Origin of the sequence: Parasphingopyxis sp. (assembly GCF_052168275.1) — a bacterium.
Lineage (GTDB): Bacteria > Pseudomonadota > Alphaproteobacteria > Sphingomonadales > Sphingomonadaceae > Parasphingopyxis.
Map to the genome: position 1 here is coordinate 1 of NZ_JBQLZM010000149.1, position 24272 is coordinate 24272.

Here is a 24272-nt window from a genome sequence, read left to right on the forward strand (position 1 = left end):
GCTGATCGTCTATCACAGCATGACCGGCGGGACACGGCAGATGGCCGAGGCGGCGGCCCAGGCGGCGGCGGATACGGACGGCGCCGAGGTGATCGTCCTCGAGGCTCCGAACGCCCAGCCGGAGGACCTGCTTGCCGCCGACGGATATCTGTTCGCCACGCCGGAAAATCTCGCCGCGATCGCCGGCGTGATGAAGGCGTTTTTCGACCGCTGCTATTATCCGGTGCTCGGGCGTATCGAGGGCCGCCCCTATGCCGCGATGATCTGCGCGGGCTCGGATGGCGAGAATGCGCGCAAGCAGCTCGAACGGATCGCCACCGGCTGGCGGCTGAAAAAGATCGCGGACACGCCGATCGTCTGCACCCACGCGCAGACGCCCGAGGAGATCCTCGCCGAGAAACGGATCGGTGAAACGGATCTCGACATCTGCCGGGAGATCGGGGCGGCGCTGGCGGCGGGTCTCGAAATGGGCGTATTCTGAGCCGGAATCGATCGGCTCCCGCAATTCCCACGGTCGTTCCAACGGTGTTTCCAACGTTGCCCTGACAAAGCCTCCGCATCGATTGACCGATGAGGAGTATGAAGATGTGCAATTCGCTGACGCTGACGCCCGAAGTTCCGGCGCAGCCCGATATGACCCCCGCGCAGCAGGCCTTTTCCGAAGAGCTGCTCGCCACGATCAACCATGCGGCGGCCGCGCTGATGATTTCGGTTGGTTACCGCACCGGCCTGTTCGACGCGATGCAGGACGGGCGGGCCGTGACGAGCGACGAGCTCGCTGCCAAGGCCGGGCTGGACGAGCGCTATGTTCGCGAATGGCTGGGCGCGATGGCGACGGCGCGGATCGTCCGGGTCGATCCGGAAAGCGGCCGGTTCACCCTTCCGGCGGACCATGGTGCCTTTCTCGGCGCCGAGGCGGCGATCTCCAACATGGCGGGCATGTTCCAGTTCATCGCCGTGCTCGGCGGCGTCGAGGACAGGATCGTCGACTGTTTCCGCAATGGCGGCGGCGTGCCCTATGAAGCCTATGACCGTTTCCACGAGTGCATGGCCGAGGAAAGCGACGGCACGATCGTCGTCGCACTGGAAGACGCGATCCTGCCGCTGGCGCCCGGGCTGGTCGAACGGCTCGAGGCGGGCATCGATGTCGCGGATATCGGCTGCGGGGCGGGCCGGGCGCTCAACCGAATGGCCGCGCTCTATCCGGACAGCCGCTTCACCGGTTTCGACCTGTGCGAGGAAACGATCGCCAGGGCGCGGGCAGAAGCGGAAGCACAGGGTCTCGACAATGTGCATTTCGAAAAGCAGGACGCGACGCTGCTCGACGGCGAGGGCCTGTTCGATCTGATCTGCACGTTCGACGCCGTCCACGACCAGGCGCACCCGGCCACGGTGCTGTCCCATATCCGCCGGCTGCTCAAGGACGATGGTGTTTACCTGGTCCAGGAAATCGACGCGCAGACTGCGGTTGCCGACAATCTCGACAATCCGCTGGGCACCTTCACCTACACGATCTCCTGTATGCACTGCATGACCGTGTCGCTGGCGCAGGGCGGTGTCGGCCTCGGCGCGGCCTGGGGCGAACAGCTCGCCACGGCAATGCTCAAGGATGCCGGTTTCAGCAGCATCGAAACCCATCGCTTGCCGCACGACATCACGAGCATGTATTTCGTCTGCCGCCCCTGAACCCGGCGCAGACCGCGAAAAGCCCCGGGGAACCTGCGACCCTCCCCGGGGCTTTTCCAATCTGGTCCGAGGCCGGGTTCGGCGTCGCTATCCCTTGTAATGCTCGCCCTTTACCCAGCGGACCGTGCCTGACGAAGCGCGCATCACGACGCTCTCGGTCGTCATGCAGCCCTTGCGCAGCCGCTTGACGCCGTCGAGCATCGATCCGTCGGTGACGCCGGTGGCGGCGAAGATGACGTCGCCCTTGGCCAGCTCCTCGAGCGCGTAGATCCGGTCGAAATCCTCGTCCGGGATGCCCCATTTGCGGGCCCGGGCCTTCTCGTCGTCATTGCGGAAGACGAGCCGCCCCTGGAATTGCCCGCCGACACAGCGCAGCGCGGCGGCCGCGAGCACGCCTTCGGGCGCGCCGCCCTGGCCCATATAGACGTCGATCGTCGTATCCTCGTCGGTGACCGCGATCACGCCGGCGACGTCGCCGTCCGGGATCAGCTGCACGCCGCAGCCGATCTCGCGCAGTTCCGCGATCAGCGCTTCGTGGCGCGGGCGATCGAGCACGCAGGCGATGATTTCGTTGGGTTTGACGCCCTTGGCCTTGGCGATCGCCTCGACATTTTCCGTTGCCGATTTGGACAGATCGATCGTGCCCTCGGGATAGCCGGGGCCGATTGCGAGCTTGTCCATATAGGTGTCCGGCGCGTTGAGCAGGCAGCCCTGTTCGGCGATGGCGAGGACCGCAAGCGCGTTGGGCCCGGCCTTGGCCGTGATCGTCGTCCCCTCGAGCGGATCGAGTGCGATATCGACCTTCGGGCTGCCCTCGGTCGCCTGGCCGACCTTCTCGCCGATATAGAGCATCGGCGCTTCATCGCGTTCGCCTTCGCCGATGACGACCGTGCCGTCGAAATCGAGCCCGTTAAAGGCTGCGCGCATCGCCTCCACCGCCGCGGCATCCGCCGCCTTTTCATTCCCGCGTCCGATCAGGTGCGACGCTGCGATTGCGGCGGCTTCGGTCACGCGGACCATTTCAAGCACGAGTACGCGGTCCAGAACCTCGCTGGGCTTCGGCATTATCCGGTCATCCTTCAGTCATGTTTCGGGCGCGATAAGCCAGCGCCATGACATTGTCGAGAATCGCGTTTCCGATTTCTCTGCCCGCTTTTGCGGCGTCGAGTTTCGCGGCTGCGCAGGTCACCGCCGAACAGCTCGTAGCCCGGGCGGACGAGATATATGCCGTAGCGGACGAGGAATGCCGGCAGCGGGGACGCGAAATCGTCGTCTGCGCAGAGCAGAATCGGGATGACCGCTATCGGCTCCCCTTCGAAACCGTCGTGCCGGGCGATCCGGACAATGAAGGTGTTTGGGCCGAACGCGATCGGCTCCAAGCCGCGCCGGGTACGTGCCGCTCTGCGACCTTTTTCCAGGTCGGCTGCGGTAGTGTTGGCATCGGAATAGGGGTCGCTTTAGGCGGCGCCGCGCGGCCGTTATTGGGGGGTACCCGCCGAGCGGGACAGTAACGCGAAATCCGCACCGCCAGTTCTTGGCGGCCCCAAATGTCGGTCAGCCTCCGTTGTCGACGAACCGTCCGGCCGCGCGATCCTTCCGCGCGGTCGCGGGATCGAAAATTCTCCCGTTCATCGCGACATACACACCCGGCGGCAGCGATTGCACGGCGGCGAGCGCGAAGCCGATATTGAATTCGGCATCGCTATGCTTGAGCGTTGCCGGTTGCAGCGCGCCGGTCAGGACGATCGTCTTGCCGGCGATGTTGCCAAGCTCACGCGCCGTCTCGATCATCGTATCGGTGCCGTGCGTGATCAGGATGCGGTCGGCCTGGCTCTTCTCCACCGCCGCCCGGATGGCCGCCCGATCCTCGTCGGTCAGTTCGAGACTGTCCTTGCGCATGAGCTGCGTAACACGATGCTCGCACCGGACGTTGTTCTCGGCCAGTATGTCGGCCACGGCCGTGGGGCCGACCTGATACTCCGAAAGCGCGTCGAAATAGACCTTGTCGATCGTCCCGCCGGTTGTGAAAATGTCGATGGCTTCGCTGGTCACAACTGGGGTTTTCCTCTTAGGTCGACGATGCAGATCAGCATCGGTCCGCCAGCCGGGCTTTGCAAGCCGCGTAACCGCTCCGGCCGGTCTGCGTGACCGGCCCCTCCTTCAGGCCTTGTTGTCCGCGTCCGCTGGTTTCGCCCCGCTCGCCGACCCGCCGACCTTCCAGATGCCGAACGCCTTGGCGCCCAGAGCTGCGCCGATTAGCAGCATCAGCCAGCCGCCGAACCCGAGCGACCAGGCGTCCCGGACCGAATCCGCGCTCCTGAACTGGGTGTACGTTCCGGCGATTTCGGCCACGAGACCGCGCGCGATGAAGCAGAAGAGGACCGCCCACAGGACGGCGGCCATCGTCAGGATTTCGCGAAGCTTCGTCGGCCGAGATGGCTCCGCTGTCTGCGGAAAAGCCCAATATCCTGCCCTGCATGAACCCCCAATCATTTCTTTAGACCACCGTTCGTCGCCTGCACGGTGGATCCGGTGAGCAGATAAAATCGCGGCGTTCTCAGGGCGTCAAATCCGTTTTCCGCAGTGTCACAAATCGAGAATGTGCATCAGCATCGGCTCGCCGGCGAGGCTCTGCGAGCCGCGCAACCGTTCGAGCGCGTCGGCGACGCAGCGTTCCGGCCCTTCATGGGTGACCATGATCAGATTGACGATATCGTCGCTGTCCTCGCTCGGCTCGGCTCCGCCGCGCTGGATCATGCTTTCGATCGAGACATTGGCGTCGCGCATCGCGGCCGTGATCTCGGCGAGTACGCCCGGCCGGTCGTGCACTGCGAAGCGCAGATAGGCGCGGCCTCGCCGGTCGCCGGCATCGACCGGACCGGCTTCGGTGAGGCGCGCGAAGGGCATGGCGAAAGCAGGGCCATATTCGCCGCGCGCGACGTCGATCAGGTCGGCGACGACGGCGCTGGCGGTCGGGCCTTCGCCCGCGCCCGCGCCTTCGAAGAAGAGGCGGCCGACGAAATTGCCCTGCGCCACGATGGCGTTGAGCGACCCCGCCACATGGGCGAGCGGATGGCTGCGCGGCACGAGACAGCAATGGACGCGCTGGAACAGCTTGCCGCCGCTCGCCTCGGCCGTGCCGACCAGCCGCACCTTGAAACCGAGCGCCCTGGCCTCGACGATATCCTCCGCGATGACCTTGCGGATGCCGCTCGTCTCGACAGAGTCGAAGTCGAGCGCCGTGCCGAACGCCAGGCTGGCGAGAATGGCCAGCTTGTGCGCCGCGTCGATGCCGTCGATGTCGAACGTCGGGTCGGCTTCGGCATAACCGAGCGCCTGGGCGTCCGCGAGCATCTCGGCGAAGTCCGCTCCCTTCGCCTCCATTTCGGTGAGGATGTAATTGCAGGTTCCGTTGAGGATGCCGTAGACCGAGGTGATGGCGTTCGCCGCAGCGCCTTCGCGCAACCCCTTGATCACCGGGATGCCGCCCGCCACGGCGGCTTCGTATTTCAGCGCGACCTTTTCCTTTTCGGCGATTTCGGCCAGTTCGAGCCCGTGATGCGCGATCATCGCCTTGTTCGCGGTGACGAAGGATTTGCCGGCGGCAAGCGTGTTGCGCGCAAGGTTGAGCGCCGGGCCGTCCGATCCGCCGATCAGTTCGGCGACCACGTCGACATCGTCGCGCGCCACGAGCGCGTCGGGATTGTCTTCCCAGGCGAACGGAGCAAGGTCGACGCCGCGGTCGCGGCTGCGGTCGCGTGCGGACACGGCGGTGATCTCGATCGGCCGTCCGGCCCGCCGTTCGATCAGCTCGCGATTCTCGTCGAGCAGCTTGATGACGCCCGCTCCGACGGTCCCCAGTCCGGCCAGCGCTACGCGCAAAGCTTCGCTCATTTCGTTCGCCCTTTAACTCGTGCAGGGGAGGCCTTAATTGTGTCCCGGTTCAAATGCTACCGGACAAATGTAATGACCGACCACCCGGCCCCGACCATTCTCGTGCTTGCGGGCAAGCGCGACGGCAAGCTCGATCCGCTCGCGGAGCGCGCGGGCGTCAGCCACAAGGCCGTCGTTCCGATCGGCGGGAAGCCGTTGATCGGCCACGTCCTGGCGACGCTCGAAACGGCGTGGGAGGATGCGCGGATCATCGTCTCGATCCACGATCCGGCCATACTCGAGCAGGTCGAAGAGGTGCGGCGGCTCCGGGCGGCCGGGCGGCTCGAAATGGCGAAGGCCCAGCACGGCATCGTCGAAAGCGTCGAGGAAGCAGCGAAGCGCGCCGAATGGCCGCTGCTGATCACCACCGGCGACAATGCCCTGACGACCGGGGATGCGCTGAAAGCGCTGCATGCGCATGGCATCGATGCGGGCGCGGACGTCGTGCTCGGCCTGGCACGGCGCGAGGATATCCAGGCGGCGCATCCGGACGGCCAATATGGCTTCTACCCGTTCAAGGACATGGCGATCTCGAACTGCAACCTATTCTGGCTGCGCGATCCGCGGGCATTCTCCGCCGTCGAGGCGTTTCGCAGCGGCGGCCAGTTCTTCAAGAATCGCAGCCGGATCGTCAAGGCCTTCGGTTTGGGCAACCTGATCCGCTTTCTGCTCAAGCTGGAAACGGTGGACGGAGCGATGGAGCGCCTGTCGAAACGGTTCGGCGTCAAGGTCGTCGCGCATCTTTTCGAGGATGGGCGCCTGGCTATCGATGTCGATAATGAGCGCACTTACCGTGTGACCGAAGAGTTGATGGGGGCGGCTGCATAATGAATGGTTCCGTACCGACGATCCTGGTTCTGGCCGGGAAGCGCGACGGCGCGCTCGATCCGCTCGCGGAGCGTGCCGGGGTCAGCCACAAGGCCGTGATTCCCGTCGCCGGAAAACCCCTGATCGCCCATGTTCTCGGCAAGATCGAGGAAGCGTGGGGCGACGCGAAGATCATCGTCTCCATACATGACCCCCATGTCCTCGATCATGTTTCGATCGTCCGGCGGCTCCGCGAGGCGGGGCGGCTGGAGATCGTCGAGGCGCAGGGCGGCTTGCTGGACAGCGTCGACGCCGCGGCAAGGACGGCCGAGTGGCCGCTGCTCATCACGACCGGGGACAATGCGCTGGTGACCGTCGACGCGCTCCACACGATCAATGCGATCGGCGACGAGAAGGGGGCCGATGCCGTGATCGGCGTCGTCAGCCGCGAGGCGATCCAGGCGGCCTACCCTTACAAGCAGAAGGGCTTTTACGAATTCCGCGACGTCGCGATCTCGAACTGCAATCTCTTCTGGCTGCGCGACCGGAGCGCGCTGGCGGCGGCGGAACCGTTTCGCGGCGGCGGCCAGTTCGCCAAGCGCAAGGGCGAACTGCGACGCGCGTTCGGCCTCGTGAGCCTGATCCGCTTCCGCTTCAAGATGGACACGCTGGACGGCGCGATGCGGCGGCTGTCCCGGCGCTTCGGCGTTCCCATGGCGGCCCATCTGTTCGACGACGGCCGGCTTGCGATCGATGTCGACAATGAAGAAAGTTTCCGAGCCACCGAAGAGCTGATGGCGGCGGACCCGAGCGGCGCCTAGCGAGCGCGGTTCTCGAACGCGGAGAGCTCCCGGTCCATCACGCGAAACCAGAGCGGCGGGATCGTCGCGAGCATGATCATCCCCGCCAGCCCGTAGGGGAATTGCGGGACGTCGTCATAGTGGCGCAGCTTATAATAGGGCCGGTTGGACTGGTAGTGATGGTCCGAATGGCGCCCGAGGTTGAACATGTTGATGTTCGACAGGATATGGCTCGAATTCCAGCTATGTTCGGGTTTGACCCGCGAATAGCTACCGTCGGGGAGCTTTGTCCGCTCCATCCCGTAATGTTCGGTGTAGTTGATGGTCTCCAGCGCGATAATCGCGACCGCGCCCTGAACGATGAAGAGCAGCAGGCTCAGCGGCCCGAGAAACAGCCCGATCCCGATCATCAGCGCGATCGTGACGCCCCACCAGACCAATATATTGTTCTGCCGGGAGAGGGCCGGCAGGCCCTTACGCGCGAGCCGTTCCTTTTCGAGGCCCCAGGCGCTGCGGAATCCGCCGATGATCGTGCGGGGCAGGAATGCATAGAGCGTTTCGCCGCGCCGCGCCGTCGCCGGATCCTCGGGCGTGGCGACACGGACATGATGGCCGCGGACATGCTCGATGCAGAAATGGGCGTAGCTGACGAGCGAGAGCAGCAAAAAGGCGAGCTGCCGCTTGTTCTGGCGATTGCGATGCATCAGCTCGTGCGCGGTGACGATGCCCACGAAACCGCCATATTCGCCCATCAGCAGCGCGAACGCGGCGAATTCCCACCAGGTAAGCGGGGTGACGGAAACCGCCCACAACGCCCATCCGACGAGCAGGATGAAGGACGCCGCGGTGAGATAGAGGATCAGATCGTAGCGGGCGGTCGTCCGGCGATCGATCTGTGCAATCCGTGCATTTGACGGCCAGCGCGATTCCCCGACCAGCCGTTCGGCGACGGGCAATACGAAATAGAGCGCAAGCACCATGGCGACGAGCCACAGGCCGCCGGCATAGAAGCCGGCGACGATGGCGAGGGCCGAGAACAACCCGATAGTATAGGCCAGTTGATATCGCATTGGGTCAATATAGGCGCCCGCACGGCCGGTGACAATTTGCCCCGGCCGCGGCGCGCCTTAGTTCGTGCCGTCGGTATCGATGCTGATCGTCACGCCGCTGCCGTCATCGCCTTCGATGCGGAAGCTGCGCTGATTGTCGCCCGATGCCGTTTCGACGATACGCCGTTCCCCGTCGGCCGTCTCGCCGGCTTTCTCTTCGCTTTCCGGCGTCCCCGCTTCTCCCGCGTCAGCCGTTTCGTCGGTCGCCGCCTCGGCCGGTTCACCGTCGTCGCGGAAACCGGCGCGCACTTCGTCGCGAATGGCTTCGCGGATCGCGTCGCGCGCTTCGTGGATGTCTTCCCGATCGCCCATGACGGTCACCTCGACCGGATCGTCATTCCAGTCTTCGATATTCCAAACGATGGCCGCCAGTACGATGGCGCCGCCGATGTACAGCGCTCGCTTTCGGCGCGGATCGGGCTCGGGGGTGCGGTCGGAAGTCACGGTAAGGTCCTTGTCTCTGTGTCGCTATTCTATCGCAGGCGTACGGCAAACTAAAGGTGTGTTTGTCGAATAATACACCTGATTCGTCAATCGGCGTTCCGGATCGCTCGCCGGACGAGGGGCAACTGGTCGTTGCCGAAATACATGTCGGTACCGTTGACGAAGATCGAGGGCGATCCGAAACCGCCGCGTTCGATCACCTCGTCGGTATTGGCGCGCAGCTTCTGTTTGACGGCGCCTTCCTGCGTCCGCGCGACGAGCGCCGCCCCGTCCATCCCGATGCCGTCGGCGATCGCGGCGAGTATATCCGGCTCGTCGAGATTCTCCTGCCGGTCGAAATAGGCGGAAAAAGCGGCTTCCGCGAAGCGGACGAGCGCCTCCTGGTCGTCTTCGAGCGCGCAACAGGCGCGCATGGCATGAACGCTGCGCACCGGATGCCAGGGCGCCGGAAAGTTGAGCGGGAGGCCGGACCAGGCCGCCCAGTCGCGCAGACTTTTCATGAAGAAGCGCGCCTTGGGGCCATTGCTGTCCTCGCGCGCCGCATAAACCGATTTGTTGACCGCGTTGAACACGCCGCCGACGAGAAAGGGCCGCCAGATGATCCCGGCACCGGTCTCGTCGAGGATCGGCCGGATATTGTGGAAGGCGAGATAGGTCCAGGGGCTCGAGAGATCGAAGAAGAATTCGATTTTGGCGGTCATGCTATGGCCCTTCTTGGTATTTCCTTGTTTGTCACCCCGGACTTGATCCGTGGTCCAGGGCGGCAGGCGATGCGGCTTATGGCCCTGGATTCCGGATCAAGTCCAGAATGACGGTTGTGTGCTTGTTCAGTCGCTTTGTTCTATCCCAAACAGGATTTTCGCGGCCTCGGCATGGTTCTGCGGATTGCGGTTGATCCGGTCGCGGCCGAGATCCATGCCGCGCCGGAGCGCCGGCCGCTGCTTCAGTTCCTCATACCAGCGGCGGACATGCACGAACTCGGCGAGATCGATTTCCTGCCGCCGATAGGTCTGGATCCAAGGGAAACAGGCCATGTCGGCAATGCTGTATTCCTCGCCGGCGACATGGCTGTTCCATTCGAGCTGGCGGTTGAGGACGCCGAAGAGGCGTTTCGTCTCGCGGGCATAGCGGTCCACGGCATAGGGAATGGTTTCGGGCGCATAGAGCCTGAAATGGCCATGCTGGCCCATCATCGGTCCGAGCCCGCCGATCTGCCACATCAGCCATTGCCGCACCTTCGACCGACCGACCGGATCGAAGGGCAGGAACTGGCCGGTTTTTTCCGCGAGATAGACGAGGATGGCGCCGGTTTCGAATATCGAATGGGGTTCGCCGCCGCCCAGCGGTTCCTGATCGACGATGGCGGGAATGCGGCCGTTGGGGCTGATCGCGAGGAAATCCGGCTCGAACTGTTCGCCCGCGCCGATGTTCACCCATTTTACGGTGTACGGCAGGCCGCATTCCTCCAGCATGATGCTGATCTTCCAGCCATTCGGCGTCGGCGCGAAATAGAGATCGATCATGCCGGTGCCTCGCCACGAGGTCGACACTGATTGACAGCGGACGGGGTTTTCGCGGGCCGCCAAGCCTTTGAAAAACAATTATTATGCGGCTTCGTGTGCGACCTTTCGCCCGACAGTCTCAGCGTCCCTCTCCGGCAGTGCGGTTATCTGTTCTCGCCGCCGACTCTTCCAGCCTACATCCTATTTTGCAAGCAGGCGCGCCCGTGCATGGTCGGGGATCGGTACCGGCGTCCCATTCTCCAGATCGACATGGACGTGGACGAGTTCGATCGATGCGCGCAGATCGTCTTCCCCGTCAAGGCCGTAAAGCGCAATCTCGGTAGTGACGCTGCTCGTGCCGATCCGCAGCGTTTCGGCCGTGCCGTCGATTTCCTCGTCGGCGCGGATCGGCCGCTTATATTCGACCACGGCCTTCACGACATGAAATTCCAGCGCATCGTCACCGCTGAAATGCAGGTCGAGCGCGCGCCAATATTCGGTAAGGATCAGGTCCGCATATTCGAGGTAGCGCGAATTGAACACGACCGACTGCGGATCGACCTCGGCATAGCGCACACGGAACCGATGGGTGAAAGGGCCCGGCATCAATCGGCGTCGGTACCCGCGCTGTTGGATCGGAAACCGTCGAGATATTTCTTCACGCCGCGTGCCGCCTGCCGGATGCGCTGTTCGTTCTCCACCAGTGCGATCCGGACAAACCCTTCGCCTTCCTCGCCAAAACCGACGCCAGGGCTCACCGCGACGCCCGCATGGCGGAGCAGTTCCTTGGAAAACTCCATCGCGCCCATATGCGCGCATTGCTCGGGGAGCGGGGCCCAGGCGAACATGCTGGCGGCGGGAGACGGCACGTTCCAGCCGGCGCGGGCGAAGCTTTCGACCATCACGTCGCGGCGCGATTTGTACATCGCGCGGACCTCGTCGATATGGTCCTGCGGGCCGTTGAGCGCGGCGGTCGCGGCGACCTGGATCGGGGTGAAGGCGCCGTAATCGAGATAGCTCTTCACCCGGGTCAGCGCGCTGATCAGCTTTTCGTTGCCGACCGCGAAACCCATCCGCCAGCCCGCCATGCTGTATGTCTTCGACATGGACGTGAATTCGACCGCAACGTCCTTGGCGCCCGGCACTTGCAGCAGCGAGGGCGTCGGCTCGTCGCCATAATAGATTTCGGCATAGGCGAGATCGCTGATCACCCAGAGCTTGTGCTCGCGTGCGAAATCGACGACCTTCGCGTAGAAATCGAGATCGGCGACATAGGCGGTCGGGTTGGACGGATAGCCGATGACCAGCACCGACGGTTTGGGCACGGAATAGCTCAGCGAATATTCGAGGCGGGTGAAGAAATCCGGCCCCGGCGCGGCGGGGATCGAGCGGATCGCCGCGCCCGCGATGATGAAGCCGAAGGTGTGGATCGGGTAGCTGGGGTTCGGCGCGAGCACGACATCGCCGGGGGCGGTGATCGCCTGGGCGAGATTGGCGAGGCCTTCCTTCGAGCCGAGCGTGACGACGACCTCACTCTCCGGATCGATATCGACGCCGAAGCGGCGCTGGTAATAGGCCGCCTGCGCCTTGCGCAGACCCTTGATCCCCTTGGAGGCCGAATAGCGGTGGGCGGTCGGATCGTTGGCGACTTCGCACAATTTGTCGATGATGTGCCGGGCCGGTGCCGAGTCCGGATTGCCCATGCCGAGATCGATGATATCCTCGCCGCGCGCGCGCGCCGCCGCCTTCATCGCATTCACTTCGGCGAAGACATAAGGCGGCAGGCGGCGGATGCGGTAGAAATCGTCGTTCATGGTGCGAGTGCCATAACGTCAGTTTTTGGCTTCGTCATGCTGAACTTGTCGCTATCGCGCGTCGTCATTGCGAGGAGCAAAGCGAGGAAACAATCCAGGGCGGCGAATCGTATTGTCCCCGGCACTGGATTGCTTCGCTACGCTCGCAATGACGGGTATGTCTCGGCGCGCCACTGCGGTATCAGAAAAGGATGGAGAATCTTATGGCCGACGACACACCACCATCCCAACAGCTCATCCCGACCCTCGAGGACATGCAGCACTGGACCGGCGTGTTGGGCCGGGCGCAGCAGATGATGCTCGAATATGCGGCGGCGCAGATGCAGCGCGCCGGAGAGGAAGGCCAGGAGAAGCTTGCCGAGGCGGTGTCGACGCCGGACCGGCTTTCAGCCATGTTCCCCGGCTTTCCGACGATGACGCTGGATCCCGAAAAGCTCGCCAAGGCGCAGAGCGATTTCTGGGAAGACAGTCTCAAGCTTTGGACGCGATTCCTCAATCCGGGCGCCGGGGACGAGGAGGGCGAGGATGCGCCCAAGACGAAGGACCGGCGTTTCGCCGCGCCGCAATGGCAGGACAATCCGGTCTTCGACATGATCCGGCAGAGCTATCTGATGATCGCCGATCATATGCTGCGCAGCGTCGATGCGATCGACGGTGTCGACCCCAAGCAGAAGGAGCAGGTGCGCTTCGCGACCCAACAGTTCGTCGACGCGATGAGCCCGAGCAATTTCGCGCTGACCAACCCGCTGGTCCTCGAAAAAGCTGTCGAGACCAAGGGGGAGAGTTTGCTCAAGGGGCTCGAACACATGCTCGCCGATCTCGACAAGGGCCAGCTGACGCACACCGACCCAGACGCCTTCACCCTGGGCGAGAATATCGCGACGACGCCGGGCAAGGTCGTCAAGGAGACGCCGCTCTACCAGCTGATCCAGTACGAGCCGACGACGAAAAAGGTGTTCGAGACGCCGCTGATCATCTTCCCGCCCTGGATCAACCGTTTCTACATCTTGGACCTGAACGAGAAGAAGAGCTTCGTCCGCTGGGCGGTCGCGCAGGGCATCACCGTCTTCATGGTGTCGTGGAAATCGGCGGACGAGAGCATGGCCGACGTCACCCAGGACGATTACATCATCGGCGGGCAGGTCGATGCGATCAACACGGTTCGCGACCTGCTCGACGTGCCCTCGGTCAATGCGATCGGCTATTGTGTCGCGGGCACGACGCTGGCGATGACGCTGGCGTATCTCGCGGCAGAGGGCGAGGCGGAGAAGGTGGCGAGTGCGACCTTCTTCACCGCCCAGGTCGATTTCAGCGAGGCCGGCGACCTCAACCTGTTTATCGACGATATGCAGGCCAAGCTGATCGAACAGCTGGGAGAGGGCCAAGGCTATCTCGACGGTCGCTACATGGCCGCGACCTTCAACCTGCTGCGCGGGCGCGACCTGATCTGGAACTATGTCGTCAACAATTATCTGATGGGCGAGGACTATCCGGCGTTCGACCTGCTGCACTGGAACGGCGACACGACCAACCTGCCGGCCAAATGGCACCGGAACTATCTGCGGGATTTCTATCGCGACAACAAGCTCGTCGAGCCGGGCGGGCTGTCGGTGGACGGGGTGCCGGTCGACCTGACGAAGGTAAAGACGCCCGCCTATGTCCAGGCGGGTCGCGAGGACCATATCGCGCCGCCCGAAAGCGTATGGAAGATAACCGAGCATTTCGCCGGCCCGCTCAAATTCGTGCTGGCCGGGTCCGGCCATATCGCCGGCGTGGTCAATCCGCCCGACGCGCGCAAATACCAGTATTGGACGAACGCGAAACGCGCCGACACGCTCGACGATTTTGTTGCGGGCGCGAAAGAGACTCCCGGCAGCTGGTGGCCGGACTGGCTCGACTGGCTCGCCGGACATTCCGGCGAAAAAGTCGCGGTAAAGGGTGCCAGACAACCCGGAAAAGGCAAGCTGAAGGCGTTGGAAGACGCGCCGGGGAGCTATGTAAAGACCCGATAATCAGGGATTTTCTGTCATTATTGCAATCGCAAGCGGAACTGCGGCTCCGTGCGGCAGACCGTTTGTCAAATGCGCTATGCTGCAGCGCACAAAAAACGCTTGCAATTCCGGATCGATTTCTATATTGTGCACTGCAACATAAAGATTGAAACGAGATTCACGGAGCCATCCGAATGACTACCACTACGAAGACTGCCGCCAAGGCGAAAGCCGCACCGGCCAAGAAAACCGCCGCCAAAAAGACGGCGACCAAGAAAACAGCGACGAAAAAGGCCGTGGCCAAGCCCGCGGCCGCCAAGAAAGGAACGATCATGACGAATGCAGCTGAAAAAGCACAGGACACTGTGAAGAAGACCGCCGAAGCCGCCACCGAGCGTGCCAAGGAAATGTTCGGCGACATCAACGAGCGTGCCAAGACCGCGATGGAAAAGGGCGGCGAAGTCGCTCGCGAAATCGGCGAGTTCAACAAGGGCAATGTCGAAGCCATGGTCGCTTCGGCCCGCATCGCCGCCGAAGGCACCGGTGAAATCGCGCGCGAAGCTGTCGAATTCGGCCGCAAGCGTTTCGAGACCCTGACCAGCACGGTCAAGGAAGTCGCCGCCGCCAAGTCGCCGACCGAAGTTTTCCAGATCCAGGGCGACTATGCCAAGAACGCTTTCGAAGCGATGGTTCAGGAAGGTTCAAAGCTGAGCGAAGCCTGGCTGAAGCTCGCCGGCGACGTTGCCGAGCCGATCTCCAATCGCTTCGCGGTTGCCGCCGAGAAGGTGAAGCAGGCTGCTGCCTAAGCTTCCGCCTGAACGCGAATAAAAAGGGGCCGCCCCGCCATGTGCGCGGGGCGGCCCTTTTCGTTGGGGCTGCGATGCCGCGACCGGCGTTCAGGGACGAATAACCTTTTTGCGCGATACCAACCCCTTGCTTCGTGCCGCACTGATACGATATTCTTGGAACCATGCTCGACAGCGACGTAATCTTGGCCTCCGGCGACGATGAAGATCGCGACGACGAGTCCGGCGGGACCGGGCTGGGCGTCGCGACCCAGACGCGTACGCGCACGAAAAAGCCGTCGCCGTACAAGGTACTCATGCTCAACGACGATTTCACGCCGATGGAATTCGTCGTCCTCGTGCTGCAGCGCTTTTTCAGCATGAACATGGACGATGCGACCCGGGTCATGCTGCATGTCCATCAGCGGGGCGTCGGCGTATGCGGCGTCTTCAGTTACGAGGTCGCCGAGACCAAGGTGAACCAGGTCATCGATTTCGCCCGCGAGAACCAGCACCCGCTGCAATGCACGCTCGAAAAGGCGTGACCGACGGTCGCTGATCGCTGTCGGGATTGCGCGCTGCGCAACTTTCGGTAGAAGCCGCGCATGGACAGCATCGTAATCCGCGGCGGCAACCGGCTCGCCGGTACCCTGCAAATTTCCGGCGCGAAGAACGCCGTTCTAACCCTGATGCCCTGCGCGTTGCTGACGGACGAGGCGCTGTGCCTCGAGAATCTGCCGCGTCTCGCCGATGTCGACAGCTTCATGCACCTGCTCAACCAGCATGGCGCATCGACGATGCTCGAAGGCGGCCACAATGGCGGCGGGCGGAAGATGACGGTAAAGGCGGCGGCGATCGCCTCGACCGTCGCGCCCTATGATTTCGTCCGCAAGATGCGCGCCTCGATCCTCGTGCTGGGGCCGCTTGTGGCGCGCGCGGGCGAGGCGACGGTTTCGATGCCGGGCGGCTGCGCGATCGGCAACCGGCCGATCGACCTGCATCTGAAGGCGCTCGAAGCGCTGGGGGCCGAGATCGAACTCGCCGCCGGCTATGTGAAGGCCCATGCGCCCGATGGCGGCCTGAGGGGCGGGACGATCTCCTTCCCCTTCGTTTCCGTGGGCGCGACGGAAAATGCGCTGATGGCGGCGGCGCTCGCCAAGGGCGAGACCATTATCGAAAATGCGGCGCGCGAGCCGGAAATCGTCGATCTGTGCAACTGCCTCGTCGCGATGGGCGCGGAGATCGAGGATATCGGCAGCGACAGGCTGGTCGTCCATGGCAGTGACCGGCTGCACGGCGCGACCTACAGCGTGATGCCGGATCGCATCGAGGCGGGCAGCTACGCCTGTGCCGCGGCGATTACCGGCGGTGAGCTGATGCTCAGGGGCGCACGGGCTTCGGACATGCCGTCCATCATCGCCGGTTTGCGCGACGTCGGGCTGGAAGTGGACGAGCGCGACGATGGCGTGCACGTCGCCGCCAACGGCCGGCTGCGGCCGGCGACGATTTCGACGGCTCCTTTCCCCGGTTTCCCGACCGATATGCAGGCGCAATTCATGTCGATGCTGACGCTGGCGGACGGCACGAGCATGCTGACCGAAACGATCTTCGAGAACCGCTACATGCATGTTCCCGAACTGACCCGCATGGGCGCGGACATCGAGGTGCGCGGCCGCACTGCGGTCGTGAAGGGGGTCGACGAACTGGTCGGCGCCAATGTCATGGCGACCGATCTGCGCGCCTCGATGAGCCTGGTGCTCGCCGGGCTTGCCGCGAAGGGCGAGACCAAGGTGCTGCGCGTCTATCATCTCGATCGCGGTTACGAGCGGCTCGAGGAGAAGCTCGGCGGTGTCGGCGCCGATATCGAGCGTATCAGCGAGGGCTGAGTACCTCGTTGGTCAAGCTCGACCTCCCGGTCGGGCGCGACGTGGGATCTGATTGTCGGACTCGAAGTAGCGTTCGCGCGCCGCACCGGCCGGCGATCCCGCCAGCCCCCTAGAAAATCGTGATGATCGTGTGGATGGTCAGGCCGACCAGGCCGCCGACCAGGGTGCCGTTCATCCGGATATATTGAAGATCGCGGCTGACCGCGTTCTCGACGCGCGCGGTAATCGTTTCCGCGTCCCAGCCCTTCACCGTATCGGACACCAGCCGGACGATGCTGTCGCCGTAATCGGCGACCGCGCCGACCGTCGCGCGGCGGGCGAAACTGTTGATCGCGCGCTTGAGTTCGGGATCGTCCTGCAATGTCCGGCCGAGTTCGTGCAGGGCTTCGCCGAACCGGCCCTCCATCGCCCGATCCGGGTCGCGCGCCGCGCGCAGCAATGCTTCGCGGGCCTGTTCCCAGAGCCCGTCGAGCCAGTCGGTGATCGCCGGATTGTCGATCATCTCGAGCTTGAAATGCTCGACCCGTTCCTGGATGTCCCTGTCGTGCTGGAGATCGAAGGCGAGGCGGACGAACCCCTCGTTCGCCTGGCTGCGCAGCGGATGGTAGGGATCGCCCTCCATCTGGACGAGCAGCCGGCGCAATCCGTTGATGATCGCGTCGGAAAGCCGGTCGTCGATCGCCAGCCAGCGCATGAAATTGTTGGCCCGCTCATAGACCATCGCGCGGACGATCTCTTCGTTGGAGTCGAGGATGTTGGCCGCCCAGCGCACGATACCGTCGACGATCGGGATGTGGCGGTCTTCGCGCATCGCCGCCTCGATCGACTGGCCGAGCAAGGGTGCGACGTCGAGCTCGCGCAGGCGGTTGGCGATCATGGTCTTGGTCGTGCCACCGAGCTTTTCGTCGTCGAGGTTTTCGAGGATCATCGCCACGAGTTTCGAGGCGCCCTGCCGCATCCGGCCCTCGCCGCCGGCCGGATCGGTGAGGAAGGCGCCGATCGCCCCGGCGACGTCGAAGCGCTTCATCCGGCGCGCGACGATCGAGGGCGTCAGGAAATTGTCCTTGAGAAACCAGGCGAGCTGCTCGCCTATCCGGTCCTTGTTCTTCGGCACGATGGCGGTGTGGGGGATCGGGATGCCCATCGGATGACGGAAGAGAGCGGTCACCGCGAACCAGTCGGCGAGCCCGCCGACCATCGCCGCCTCGGCGAAGGCGCGGACGAACCCCCAGGCCGGATGGGCTTCCTCCATATTGTGCGCGAGGACGAATATCCCCGCCATAAGGAACAGCATCGCCGTCGCCGTCCGGCGCATGGCCCGTCCGCGATCTTCGGTCGAGTTGAACCGGCCGACGGGCCGGGTGTTGTCAGGTGCCGTCATTCGGCCGGCTGGATAGTCGCTTTATCATCGTCGCCGGGCTTGTAGGTCAGCGCCCGTCCGAAGAAGCGCCGCAGCCGTTTCTCGATGCTGTCGGCGAGGCTGAAACAGGCAGGCACGATGACGAGCGTCAGCACTGTCGACAGGATCAGGCCGCCGATGACAGTCCAGCCCATCGGCGCCCGCCAGGCGCCGTCGCCGGTCAGCGCCAGCGCTGTCGGGATCATGCCGGCCGTCATGGCGACGGTCGTCATGACGATCGGCTGGGCGCGCTTGTGGCCCGCATCGATGATCGCCGTATCCTTGTCGACGCCCTTGTCCATTTCCTCGATCGCGAAATCGACGAGCAGGATCGAGTTTTTCGCGACGATGCCGAGCAGCATCAGCAGCCCGATAAACACCGGCATGGAAAGCGGCTGGCCGACGATATGGAGCGCGATCGCACTACCCAGCGGGGCGAGGATCAGCGAGCCCATATTGACGAGCGGCGCCATGATCCTCCGGTAGAGCAGGACGAGGACCGCAAAGACCAGCAGCACGCCGGACAGCACCGCGACGAAGAAGTTGAACAGCATCTCCGCCTGCCATTCTTCCGGCCCGGCGATGACGCGATTGACGCCCGGCGGCAGGTCTTCCCAGAAGGGCAGGGCGTTGATTTCGGACATGGCATCGCCCGTCACCAGGCCCGGTGCGAGATCGGCGCCGACGACGATGCGACGTCGTTGGTCGTAGCGTCGGATTTCGGTCGGGCCGGAGCCGAAGCCGATATCGGCGACGAGGCGCAGCGGGACGGAGCCGCCATTGGCGGTCGCTACCGGCAGATTCTCTATCGTTGCGAGATCGCGCCGCGACTCCTCGGCCAGTGCGACGCGGATCGGGATTTGCCGGTCGCTGAGCGAGAAACGCGCCGCATTCTGGTCGATCTCGCCCTGAGTCGCGATGCGGATGGCGCGGCTGAGTTCGGCCGTAGTCACGCCGAGATCGGCGGCGAGGTCGAGCCGCGGGGTTACGACGATTTCGGGACGGCGAAGATCGCCGTCGATGCGCGGCGCGACAATCGTGTCCAGCTCGCTCATCTGGCGGACGAGTTCATCGGCCGCCGCATCCAGGACGTCGGGATCGTCGCCGCCGATGACCATCGAGATATCGCGGCCGCTGAACCCGCCCTGCTGCGACTGGAACGTCACGCGCGCATCGGGAATGGCGCGCAGCAAGGGGGCGGTTTCGCGCTCGAACTCGGTGCTCTTGCGTTCCCGATCGTCGCGCAGCGTCATGAAGATTCGACCGCTGCCCGGTTCGATGCGCTGGAAGGCCGTGCGGACTTCGGGCTGTTCGCGCAGGATCGCGGCGACCTGATCCGACACGCGTTCGGTTTCATCGAGCGTCGTGCCCGGCACCATCTCGATATTGACCCGGCTGAAATCGTCGTCGGTTTCCGGCTGGAAGGTGATCGGCAGGGTGTAGAAAGCGATGATCGTCGCAACCAGCGCGCCGCCGCCGCCAAGCAGCGCGGTCTTCCAGCGATGGACGAGCGACCATTTGAGGAGCGCCATATAGCGATCCATGACCGGCCCTTCGCCATGTTCGCGCACACCTTCGGCGCGCAGGAAATAGGCTGCGACCAAGGGTGTTATGAGTCGCGCCACCGCCAGGCTCATCAGCACCGCAACGACCGTCGTCATCCCGAACTGGATAAAGAACTGGCCGGAAATGCCCGGCATCAGCGCGACGGGCAGAAATACGGCGACGATCGCCATGGTTGTCGCGAGCACGGCGAGGCTGATCTCCTCCGCAGCGTCGATCGACGCCTGGTAGGAGGATTTGCCCATGCGCATATGCCGGACAATATTCTCGATCTCAACGATCGCGTCATCGACAAGGACACCGGCCACCAGACTCAGCGCCAACAGGCTGATGAAATTCAGAGTGAAGCCGAACAGGTCCATGAACCAGAAGGTCGGGATCGCCGACAGCGGGATGGCGATGGCCGCGATCAGGGTCGCGCGCCAGTCGCGCAGGAAGAACCAGACCACGATGACCGCCAGGACCGCGCCTTCGATCAGCGCCATCATCGCGGATTCGTAGTTCTCCCGCGTATATTCGACCGTGGTGAACAGCCGGGTGAATTGCACGCCAGGATTATTCTCCTCGATTTCGGCGAGAACGCGCTCGGCCTCGTCATAGACGGTGACGTCCGAGGCGCCCTTGGCGCGTTCGATGCCGAAGCTCAGCACTTGGCGGTTGTTCATCTTGGAAAGCGACCGCTGCTCGCCATAAAGATCGCGCACCTCGGCGATATCGGCGAGCTTGACCGTCCGGCCGCCGCCCAGCGCGATGTCCGTCTGGCCCAGCTCATAAGCCGTTTCGGCGTTCCCGAGCACGCGGACGGATTGTTCCGATCCGGCGACTTCGGCCCGGCCGCCGGCGGCGTTGAGGTTGGTCGCGCGCAGTTGGGCGTTGACCTGGCTCGCCGTGATACCGAGCGATTGCAGGCGCGCGGGATCGAGGATTACGCGGATTTCGCGGCTGACCCCGCCTCCGCGGTCGACCGCCGCCATGCCGTCGACCGAGAGCAGTTGCCGCGCGACTGTGTTGTCGACGAACCAGCTCAGCTCTTCGAGCGTCATGTCGACATTCTCGACGGCGAAATAGGCGATCGTGCCGCCGCCGTTGATTTCGACGCGGATGACCTGCGGTTCCAATATCCCTTCCGGCAAATCGCCGCGGATCTGGGCAATCGCATTGCGGACGTCGTTCACCGCCCGATCGACGGGCGTGCCGATCGTGAACTCGATAAAGGTCCGCGAGTTGCCCTCGTTGACGAACGAAGACAGCGTATTGACGCCGCTGATATTCCGCACGGCCGCTTCGACGCGCTGGGTAACCTGGTTTTCCAGCTCCGTCGGCGCGGCACCCGGCTGCGCGATAATCACCTGAACCGCCGGGAAGTCGACCTCCGGGCTGTCATTGACGTCGAGCCGGGCGAAGCTGACGATCCCGGCCAGCATCAGCCCGAGAAACAGCACGAGCGGCGGCGTCGGGTTCTTGATCGCCCAGGTCGATACGGTGCGGAAACTCATCAGTGGCTCCTAGTTCTCGTCATCCCTGGACATGCGCTGCGGGATGACCTCGTCGCCCGGATTGAGGAACGCACCCGCCGACCGCACGACCCGCTCATTGCCCTGCAGGCCTTCGCGGATGGTGATACCCGCGCTGCCCACGGAGCCAACGGCAATATCGCGACGCTCGACGATATTATCCTCATTGATAATATACACATAATTGCCGTCGCCGTCGCTCTGGACCGCCGATTCCGGCAGCATCGGCGCGTCGATCGACCCGCTCACGATTTCGGCGCTCGCGAAGCCGCCTGGCCGCAGACCTTCCTGATAGGATAGCGCGATGCTCGCCGTGCCCTGCCGGCTTTGCGCGTCGATCGTCGGCGACAGCTGCCAGATCTGACCCTCATAGCGATCCGTCGTTCCGACGGGCGTAATCGTTGCCTGCTGACCGACCGACAATCGCGACAGATCGGATTCGGACACCTGCGCATTCATTTCCATCTCGCCGCCCTGTGCCAGCACGAACAATGCACCGCTGCCGGCGCTGACGACCTGACCGGGCTCCGCGTTGCGTTCGAGGACCAGGCCGGCAGACGGCGCGCGGATCGCCAGACGTCCGGCACGGGCCCGCAACTCGTTGAGCTGCGCAGCGGCGACGTTCACGCGTGCCCGTTCGGCATCGCGCGTGGCGGTCAGGCGGTCGATATCGGCCTGGCTGATGAAGCCACGCTCAACGAGCTGGAGCGAGCGATCGAGATTGGCCTGGGCGAGAGCAAGGTTGGCGCGGGCGACTTCCAGCGACGCCGCCGCACCGCCAACCTGTTGCGACTGAACCGAGCTTTCGATCGTCGCCAGCACCTGCCCTGCGCCTACCCAGTCGCCCGCATCGACCAGAACGCGCGCTATCTGTCCGCCTTCCCCGGCCACGCCGACCGGCATGGGGCGGCGCGCAGCAAGCGTGCCGCTGGCCGAAATCGTGTTCGATACCGCCTGCGATCCGGGCACGATCACGGTAACGGTTGGCAGGACCCGCGCCGGGCCGTTTTCGCCCGCCGCGGCGCCGGCATTTTCGCCCGCGCCGCCCTGGAGCATGAAATAGGCGGCCATGATCAGGAGCGCGCCGACGACGGTGCCGATGATGATGAACCGCCGTCGCCTGTCCCGCCGGCGTTCTTCATCCTCGAATGTGCTCATCTGCGCGGTCTGCTCCTCCGCGAAGCGTTGTTCAACGTTCATATCTGCCACCTTGGCCAAACTCCGCAATACCTCACTGTCATGCTGTATTACATGAATATAACACGAGGCTCAAGCCGGAACTGAAATCTGCGGCTCGTTTGCGTTTTTTGCAGTGCAAAATCAAGGTTGACCGCCGTAGGGATTCGACTGTTCATCGAAGCGAAACCCGAACTCTGCTGGATACACCGGAACATGTTCTGTACTCCACCCCACAATCCTGGGAGCCCAACGATGAGACATATGATTATCAGCCTGACCGCGGCCTGCGCGGCCATATCGGCGGGATCGGCGGCATCGGCGCAGATTGCGATGCCCATGCCCGTCATGGAGGGTACGCGGCTCGATGTCGTCGCTTCCGGCGAGTCGCGCCGGACGCCCGACATTGCAGTGATCAATGCGGGCGTCGTGACCGAAGCGCCAACGGCTTCGGCGGCGCTTGCGGAGAACAATCAGCGGATGCGGAGCGTTTTCCGCGCCCTGACCGCCGCCGGTATCGATGAACGCGATATCCAGACCGCGTCGATAAACCTCAATCCGCGCTACGATTATTCCGAGCGCAGCGAACCGCGGTTGCTGGGCTATACGGCCTCCAACCAGCTCAGCGTCCGCTTCCGCGAGATCGAAAATGCGGGCGCCATGCTCGATGCGCTGGTGGCACAGGGCGTGAACCAGATAAACGGACCCAGCCTTCAAATCGACTCGCCGGATGCGGCCTTGGACGAGGCGCGGCGCGATGCGATCCGCAAGGCGCGCGAAAGGGCGGAGCTTTATGCGGACGCCTTGGGTATGCGGGTCGTGCGGATCGTTGCCGTCAGCGAGGCCGGTGCGGCACGTCCGCCGATGATGATGGCGAACCGCGAGATGGCGATGGATGCCGTCGCGGAGTCGGGCGCGCGGATCGCGCCGGGCGAGCAGCGACTGACAGCGGATGTTTCGGTGACGTTCGAACTGCAATAGCGGTCGATCAAAAAAAGGGCCCGGTGCTTCCGCGCCGGGCCCCATCGCTTTTCGTCCAGTTCTTTGGATCTAGCGTACGCGTCCGCGCTGTATCAGGTTCATGATCATCAGCAGGACGACCGCGCCGATAAACGACATCAGCAGGCCGATCGGCGACCAGGACGTCAAGGTAGCACCAACGCCGAAGAATCCGCCGATGAAGCGTCCGAGGAACGAGCCGATGATTCCGACGACGATATTCCAGAAAATGCCCATCGATGCGTCGCGGTTCATCACGATGCTGGCGAGCCAGCCAATGATGCCGCCCACGACGATTGCGATAATGATACCCATATTTGCGTTCCTCCCTTTGCCGCGTCCTCACCGCGAGGACGCGTTTCGACATATGCCCTACCTACGCGCGGTAACGGTCATTCGTTCCGCCGGGCGATTCTTGTATGTCCGGGTGGACGCTAGACTGTCGGTCGCAAAAAACAAATTCCCCGGCCGCCGACGGAGATGGCGACCGGGGAATCCGTTGTCCGCTGGCGACCGCTGCTCGGCCGTGCGACAATCCCTAATATTTCTGCTGGCGTTCGTAGAGCGATTTGTAATGCTGGATCCGGGTCACCCGGAGGCCGGGCATGCCGGACCGGTCGATCGCTCGCTGCCAGCTCGCGAATTCCTCGACGGTCAGATCGTAGCGCTCGCAGGCTTCGTCGACGGTCAGCAGGCCGCCGTTCACCGCGGCCACCACTTCGGCCTTGCGGCGGACGACCCAGCGGCGGGTCGAGGGCGGCGGCAGCGATTCCATCGTCAGCGGCTCGCCCAAGGGGCCGATCACCTGCGCCGGTCGTATCTTCTGGTTCTCGATCATTCTTTCCTCAATGGGATCAGCCGATC

General features: G+C 63.8%; 24 protein-coding genes. 9 read left to right on the forward strand and 15 right to left on the reverse strand.

Features of this window, described 5'->3' with window-relative positions:
* Position 1 precedes the first annotated feature (1 nt).
* A complete protein-coding gene (locus tag ACTS1X_RS13775) occupies positions 2-481 on the forward strand; it encodes an NAD(P)H-dependent oxidoreductase (RefSeq protein WP_442614980.1) in 480 nt (159 codons plus the stop codon).
* Positions 482-585: 104 nt separating this feature from the next.
* Entirely contained in the window at positions 586-1686 is a 1101-nt protein-coding gene (locus ACTS1X_RS13780) for a class I SAM-dependent methyltransferase (RefSeq protein WP_442614981.1), read from the forward strand.
* A gap of 87 nt (positions 1687-1773) precedes the next feature.
* Here ACTS1X_RS13780 and glpX read toward each other — a convergent pair whose 3' ends face one another.
* From glpX to ACTS1X_RS13800, 4 genes are all read right to left on the reverse strand, one after another.
* The gene (gene glpX, locus ACTS1X_RS13785) at positions 1774-2751 is read right to left on the reverse strand and encodes a class II fructose-bisphosphatase (RefSeq protein ID WP_442614982.1); all 978 of its coding nucleotides are present in this window, start codon (positions 2749-2751) and stop codon (positions 1774-1776) included.
* A 489-nt stretch (positions 2752-3240) separates the two neighbouring features.
* Entirely contained in the window at positions 3241-3738 is a 498-nt protein-coding gene (locus tag ACTS1X_RS13790; protein ID WP_442614983.1) for an asparaginase domain-containing protein, read from the reverse strand.
* 108 nt (positions 3739-3846) lie between these two features.
* Positions 3847-4089 carry a hypothetical protein gene (locus ACTS1X_RS13795; protein ID WP_442614984.1) on the reverse strand — a complete coding sequence of 81 codons (243 nt, stop codon included), beginning with the start codon at positions 4087-4089 and terminating at the stop codon, positions 3847-3849.
* 183 nt (positions 4090-4272) lie between these two features.
* A complete protein-coding gene (locus ACTS1X_RS13800) occupies positions 4273-5580 on the reverse strand; it encodes a homoserine dehydrogenase (RefSeq protein ID WP_442614985.1) in 1308 nt (435 codons plus the stop codon).
* A 72-nt stretch (positions 5581-5652) separates the two neighbouring features.
* Between ACTS1X_RS13800 and ACTS1X_RS13805 the strand changes: the two genes are divergently transcribed.
* Both ACTS1X_RS13805 and ACTS1X_RS13810 read left to right on the forward strand, forming a co-directional pair.
* Positions 5653-6447 (forward strand): NTP transferase domain-containing protein, encoded by a 795-nt coding sequence (locus ACTS1X_RS13805; RefSeq protein WP_442614986.1) that lies wholly within the window; start codon positions 5653-5655, stop codon positions 6445-6447.
* Positions 6447-7247 carry an NTP transferase domain-containing protein gene (locus tag ACTS1X_RS13810; protein ID WP_442614987.1) on the forward strand — a complete coding sequence of 267 codons (801 nt, stop codon included), beginning with the start codon at positions 6447-6449 and terminating at the stop codon, positions 7245-7247. Before ACTS1X_RS13805 ends, ACTS1X_RS13810 begins: the two co-directional genes overlap by 1 nt.
* On the opposite strand, the gene ACTS1X_RS13815 is transcribed toward ACTS1X_RS13810, so the two are convergent.
* From ACTS1X_RS13815 to ACTS1X_RS13840, 6 genes are all read right to left on the reverse strand, one after another.
* The gene (locus tag ACTS1X_RS13815) at positions 7244-8296 is read right to left on the reverse strand and encodes an alkane 1-monooxygenase (protein ID WP_442614988.1); all 1053 of its coding nucleotides are present in this window, start codon (positions 8294-8296) and stop codon (positions 7244-7246) included. The genes ACTS1X_RS13810 and ACTS1X_RS13815 overlap by 4 nt on opposite strands.
* Positions 8297-8353: 57 nt before the next feature.
* The gene (locus ACTS1X_RS13820) at positions 8354-8779 is read right to left on the reverse strand and encodes a hypothetical protein (protein WP_442614989.1); all 426 of its coding nucleotides are present in this window, start codon (positions 8777-8779) and stop codon (positions 8354-8356) included.
* Between the two features lie 86 nt (positions 8780-8865).
* Complete coding sequence (locus ACTS1X_RS13825) at positions 8866-9480, reverse strand: 2-hydroxychromene-2-carboxylate isomerase (RefSeq protein ID WP_442614990.1); 615 nt, start codon at positions 9478-9480, stop codon at positions 8866-8868.
* A 126-nt stretch (positions 9481-9606) separates the two neighbouring features.
* Positions 9607-10302: a glutathione binding-like protein gene (locus tag ACTS1X_RS13830; protein WP_442614991.1), complete on the reverse strand. Its 696-nt coding sequence runs from the start codon at positions 10300-10302 to the stop codon at positions 9607-9609.
* Between the two features lie 180 nt (positions 10303-10482).
* Positions 10483-10887, reverse strand: coding sequence for an acyl-CoA thioesterase (locus ACTS1X_RS13835; RefSeq protein WP_442614992.1), 405 nt, complete (start codon positions 10885-10887; stop codon positions 10483-10485).
* On the reverse strand, positions 10887-12095 hold the full coding sequence (locus tag ACTS1X_RS13840; protein ID WP_442614993.1) for an LL-diaminopimelate aminotransferase: 1209 nt from the start codon (positions 12093-12095) through the stop codon (positions 10887-10889). The genes ACTS1X_RS13835 and ACTS1X_RS13840 overlap by 1 nt, the downstream gene beginning before the upstream one ends.
* A gap of 203 nt (positions 12096-12298) precedes the next feature.
* On the opposite strand from ACTS1X_RS13840, the gene ACTS1X_RS13845 reads away from it, so the two are divergent.
* From ACTS1X_RS13845 to murA, 4 genes are all read left to right on the forward strand, one after another.
* Entirely contained in the window at positions 12299-14107 is a 1809-nt protein-coding gene (locus ACTS1X_RS13845; RefSeq protein WP_442614994.1) for a PHA/PHB synthase family protein, read from the forward strand.
* A 173-nt stretch (positions 14108-14280) separates the two neighbouring features.
* Positions 14281-14892 (forward strand): phasin family protein, encoded by a 612-nt coding sequence (locus ACTS1X_RS13850; protein ID WP_442614995.1) that lies wholly within the window; start codon positions 14281-14283, stop codon positions 14890-14892.
* Between the two features lie 164 nt (positions 14893-15056).
* Positions 15057-15416, forward strand: coding sequence for an ATP-dependent Clp protease adapter ClpS (gene clpS / locus ACTS1X_RS13855; RefSeq protein WP_176869331.1), 360 nt, complete (start codon positions 15057-15059; stop codon positions 15414-15416).
* Positions 15417-15476: 60 nt separating this feature from the next.
* A complete protein-coding gene (gene murA / locus ACTS1X_RS13860) occupies positions 15477-16757 on the forward strand; it encodes a UDP-N-acetylglucosamine 1-carboxyvinyltransferase (protein WP_442614996.1) in 1281 nt (426 codons plus the stop codon).
* A gap of 109 nt (positions 16758-16866) precedes the next feature.
* Here the strand turns inward: murA and ACTS1X_RS13865 are convergent, their stop codons facing one another.
* Genes ACTS1X_RS13865 through ACTS1X_RS13875 form a run of 3 tightly spaced genes read right to left on the reverse strand, consistent with a single transcriptional unit; the run spans position 16867 to position 22433 of the window.
* A complete protein-coding gene (locus tag ACTS1X_RS13865; RefSeq protein WP_442614997.1) occupies positions 16867-18138 on the reverse strand; it encodes a DUF445 domain-containing protein in 1272 nt (423 codons plus the stop codon).
* Positions 18135-21215, reverse strand: a complete 3081-nt coding sequence (locus ACTS1X_RS13870) for an efflux RND transporter permease subunit (RefSeq protein WP_442614998.1) — start codon at positions 21213-21215, stop codon at positions 18135-18137. Before ACTS1X_RS13870 ends, ACTS1X_RS13865 begins: the two co-directional genes overlap by 4 nt.
* Positions 21216-21224: 9 nt before the next feature.
* Positions 21225-22433, reverse strand: a complete 1209-nt coding sequence (locus ACTS1X_RS13875) for an efflux RND transporter periplasmic adaptor subunit (protein ID WP_442614999.1) — start codon at positions 22431-22433, stop codon at positions 21225-21227.
* Positions 22434-22664: 231 nt separating this feature from the next.
* Between ACTS1X_RS13875 and ACTS1X_RS13880 the strand changes: the two genes are divergently transcribed.
* Positions 22665-23390, forward strand: a complete 726-nt coding sequence (locus ACTS1X_RS13880) for an SIMPL domain-containing protein (RefSeq protein WP_442615000.1) — start codon at positions 22665-22667, stop codon at positions 23388-23390.
* A 69-nt stretch (positions 23391-23459) separates the two neighbouring features.
* Here ACTS1X_RS13880 and ACTS1X_RS13885 read toward each other — a convergent pair whose 3' ends face one another.
* A complete protein-coding gene (locus ACTS1X_RS13885; RefSeq protein WP_176869324.1) occupies positions 23460-23723 on the reverse strand; it encodes a GlsB/YeaQ/YmgE family stress response membrane protein in 264 nt (87 codons plus the stop codon).
* A gap of 223 nt (positions 23724-23946) precedes the next feature.
* Complete coding sequence (gene sciP, locus ACTS1X_RS13890) at positions 23947-24246, reverse strand: CtrA inhibitor SciP (protein ID WP_176875245.1); 300 nt, start codon at positions 24244-24246, stop codon at positions 23947-23949.
* Positions 24247-24272 lie beyond the last annotated feature (26 nt).

Coding starts and splice junctions, on each gene's coding strand:
- ACTS1X_RS13780 (WP_442614981.1), top strand. CDS start 586: ATGTGCAATTCGCTGACGCTGACGCCCGAAGTTCCGGCGCAGCCCGAT.
- glpX (WP_442614982.1), bottom strand. CDS start 2,751: ATGCCGAAGCCCAGCGAGGTTCTGGACCGCGTACTCGTGCTTGAAATG.
- ACTS1X_RS13795 (WP_442614984.1), bottom strand. CDS start 4,089: ATGGCCGCCGTCCTGTGGGCGGTCCTCTTCTGCTTCATCGCGCGCGGT.
- ACTS1X_RS13800 (WP_442614985.1), bottom strand. CDS start 5,580: ATGAGCGAAGCTTTGCGCGTAGCGCTGGCCGGACTGGGGACCGTCGGA.
- ACTS1X_RS13805 (WP_442614986.1), top strand. CDS start 5,653: ATGACCGACCACCCGGCCCCGACCATTCTCGTGCTTGCGGGCAAGCGC.
- ACTS1X_RS13810 (WP_442614987.1), top strand. CDS start 6,447: ATGAATGGTTCCGTACCGACGATCCTGGTTCTGGCCGGGAAGCGCGAC.
- ACTS1X_RS13815 (WP_442614988.1), bottom strand. CDS start 8,296: ATGCGATATCAACTGGCCTATACTATCGGGTTGTTCTCGGCCCTCGCC.
- ACTS1X_RS13825 (WP_442614990.1), bottom strand. CDS start 9,480: ATGACCGCCAAAATCGAATTCTTCTTCGATCTCTCGAGCCCCTGGACC.
- ACTS1X_RS13830 (WP_442614991.1), bottom strand. CDS start 10,302: ATGATCGATCTCTATTTCGCGCCGACGCCGAATGGCTGGAAGATCAGC.
- ACTS1X_RS13835 (WP_442614992.1), bottom strand. CDS start 10,887: ATGCCGGGCCCTTTCACCCATCGGTTCCGTGTGCGCTATGCCGAGGTC.
- ACTS1X_RS13840 (WP_442614993.1), bottom strand. CDS start 12,095: ATGAACGACGATTTCTACCGCATCCGCCGCCTGCCGCCTTATGTCTTC.
- ACTS1X_RS13845 (WP_442614994.1), top strand. CDS start 12,299: ATGGCCGACGACACACCACCATCCCAACAGCTCATCCCGACCCTCGAG.
- ACTS1X_RS13850 (WP_442614995.1), top strand. CDS start 14,281: ATGACTACCACTACGAAGACTGCCGCCAAGGCGAAAGCCGCACCGGCC.
- clpS (WP_176869331.1), top strand. CDS start 15,057: ATGCTCGACAGCGACGTAATCTTGGCCTCCGGCGACGATGAAGATCGC.
- murA (WP_442614996.1), top strand. CDS start 15,477: ATGGACAGCATCGTAATCCGCGGCGGCAACCGGCTCGCCGGTACCCTG.
- ACTS1X_RS13865 (WP_442614997.1), bottom strand. CDS start 18,138: ATGACGGCACCTGACAACACCCGGCCCGTCGGCCGGTTCAACTCGACC.
- ACTS1X_RS13870 (WP_442614998.1), bottom strand. CDS start 21,215: ATGAGTTTCCGCACCGTATCGACCTGGGCGATCAAGAACCCGACGCCG.
- ACTS1X_RS13875 (WP_442614999.1), bottom strand. CDS start 22,433: ATGAACGTTGAACAACGCTTCGCGGAGGAGCAGACCGCGCAGATGAGC.
- ACTS1X_RS13880 (WP_442615000.1), top strand. CDS start 22,665: ATGAGACATATGATTATCAGCCTGACCGCGGCCTGCGCGGCCATATCG.
- ACTS1X_RS13885 (WP_176869324.1), bottom strand. CDS start 23,723: ATGGGTATCATTATCGCAATCGTCGTGGGCGGCATCATTGGCTGGCTC.
- sciP (WP_176875245.1), bottom strand. CDS start 24,246: ATGATCGAGAACCAGAAGATACGACCGGCGCAGGTGATCGGCCCCTTG.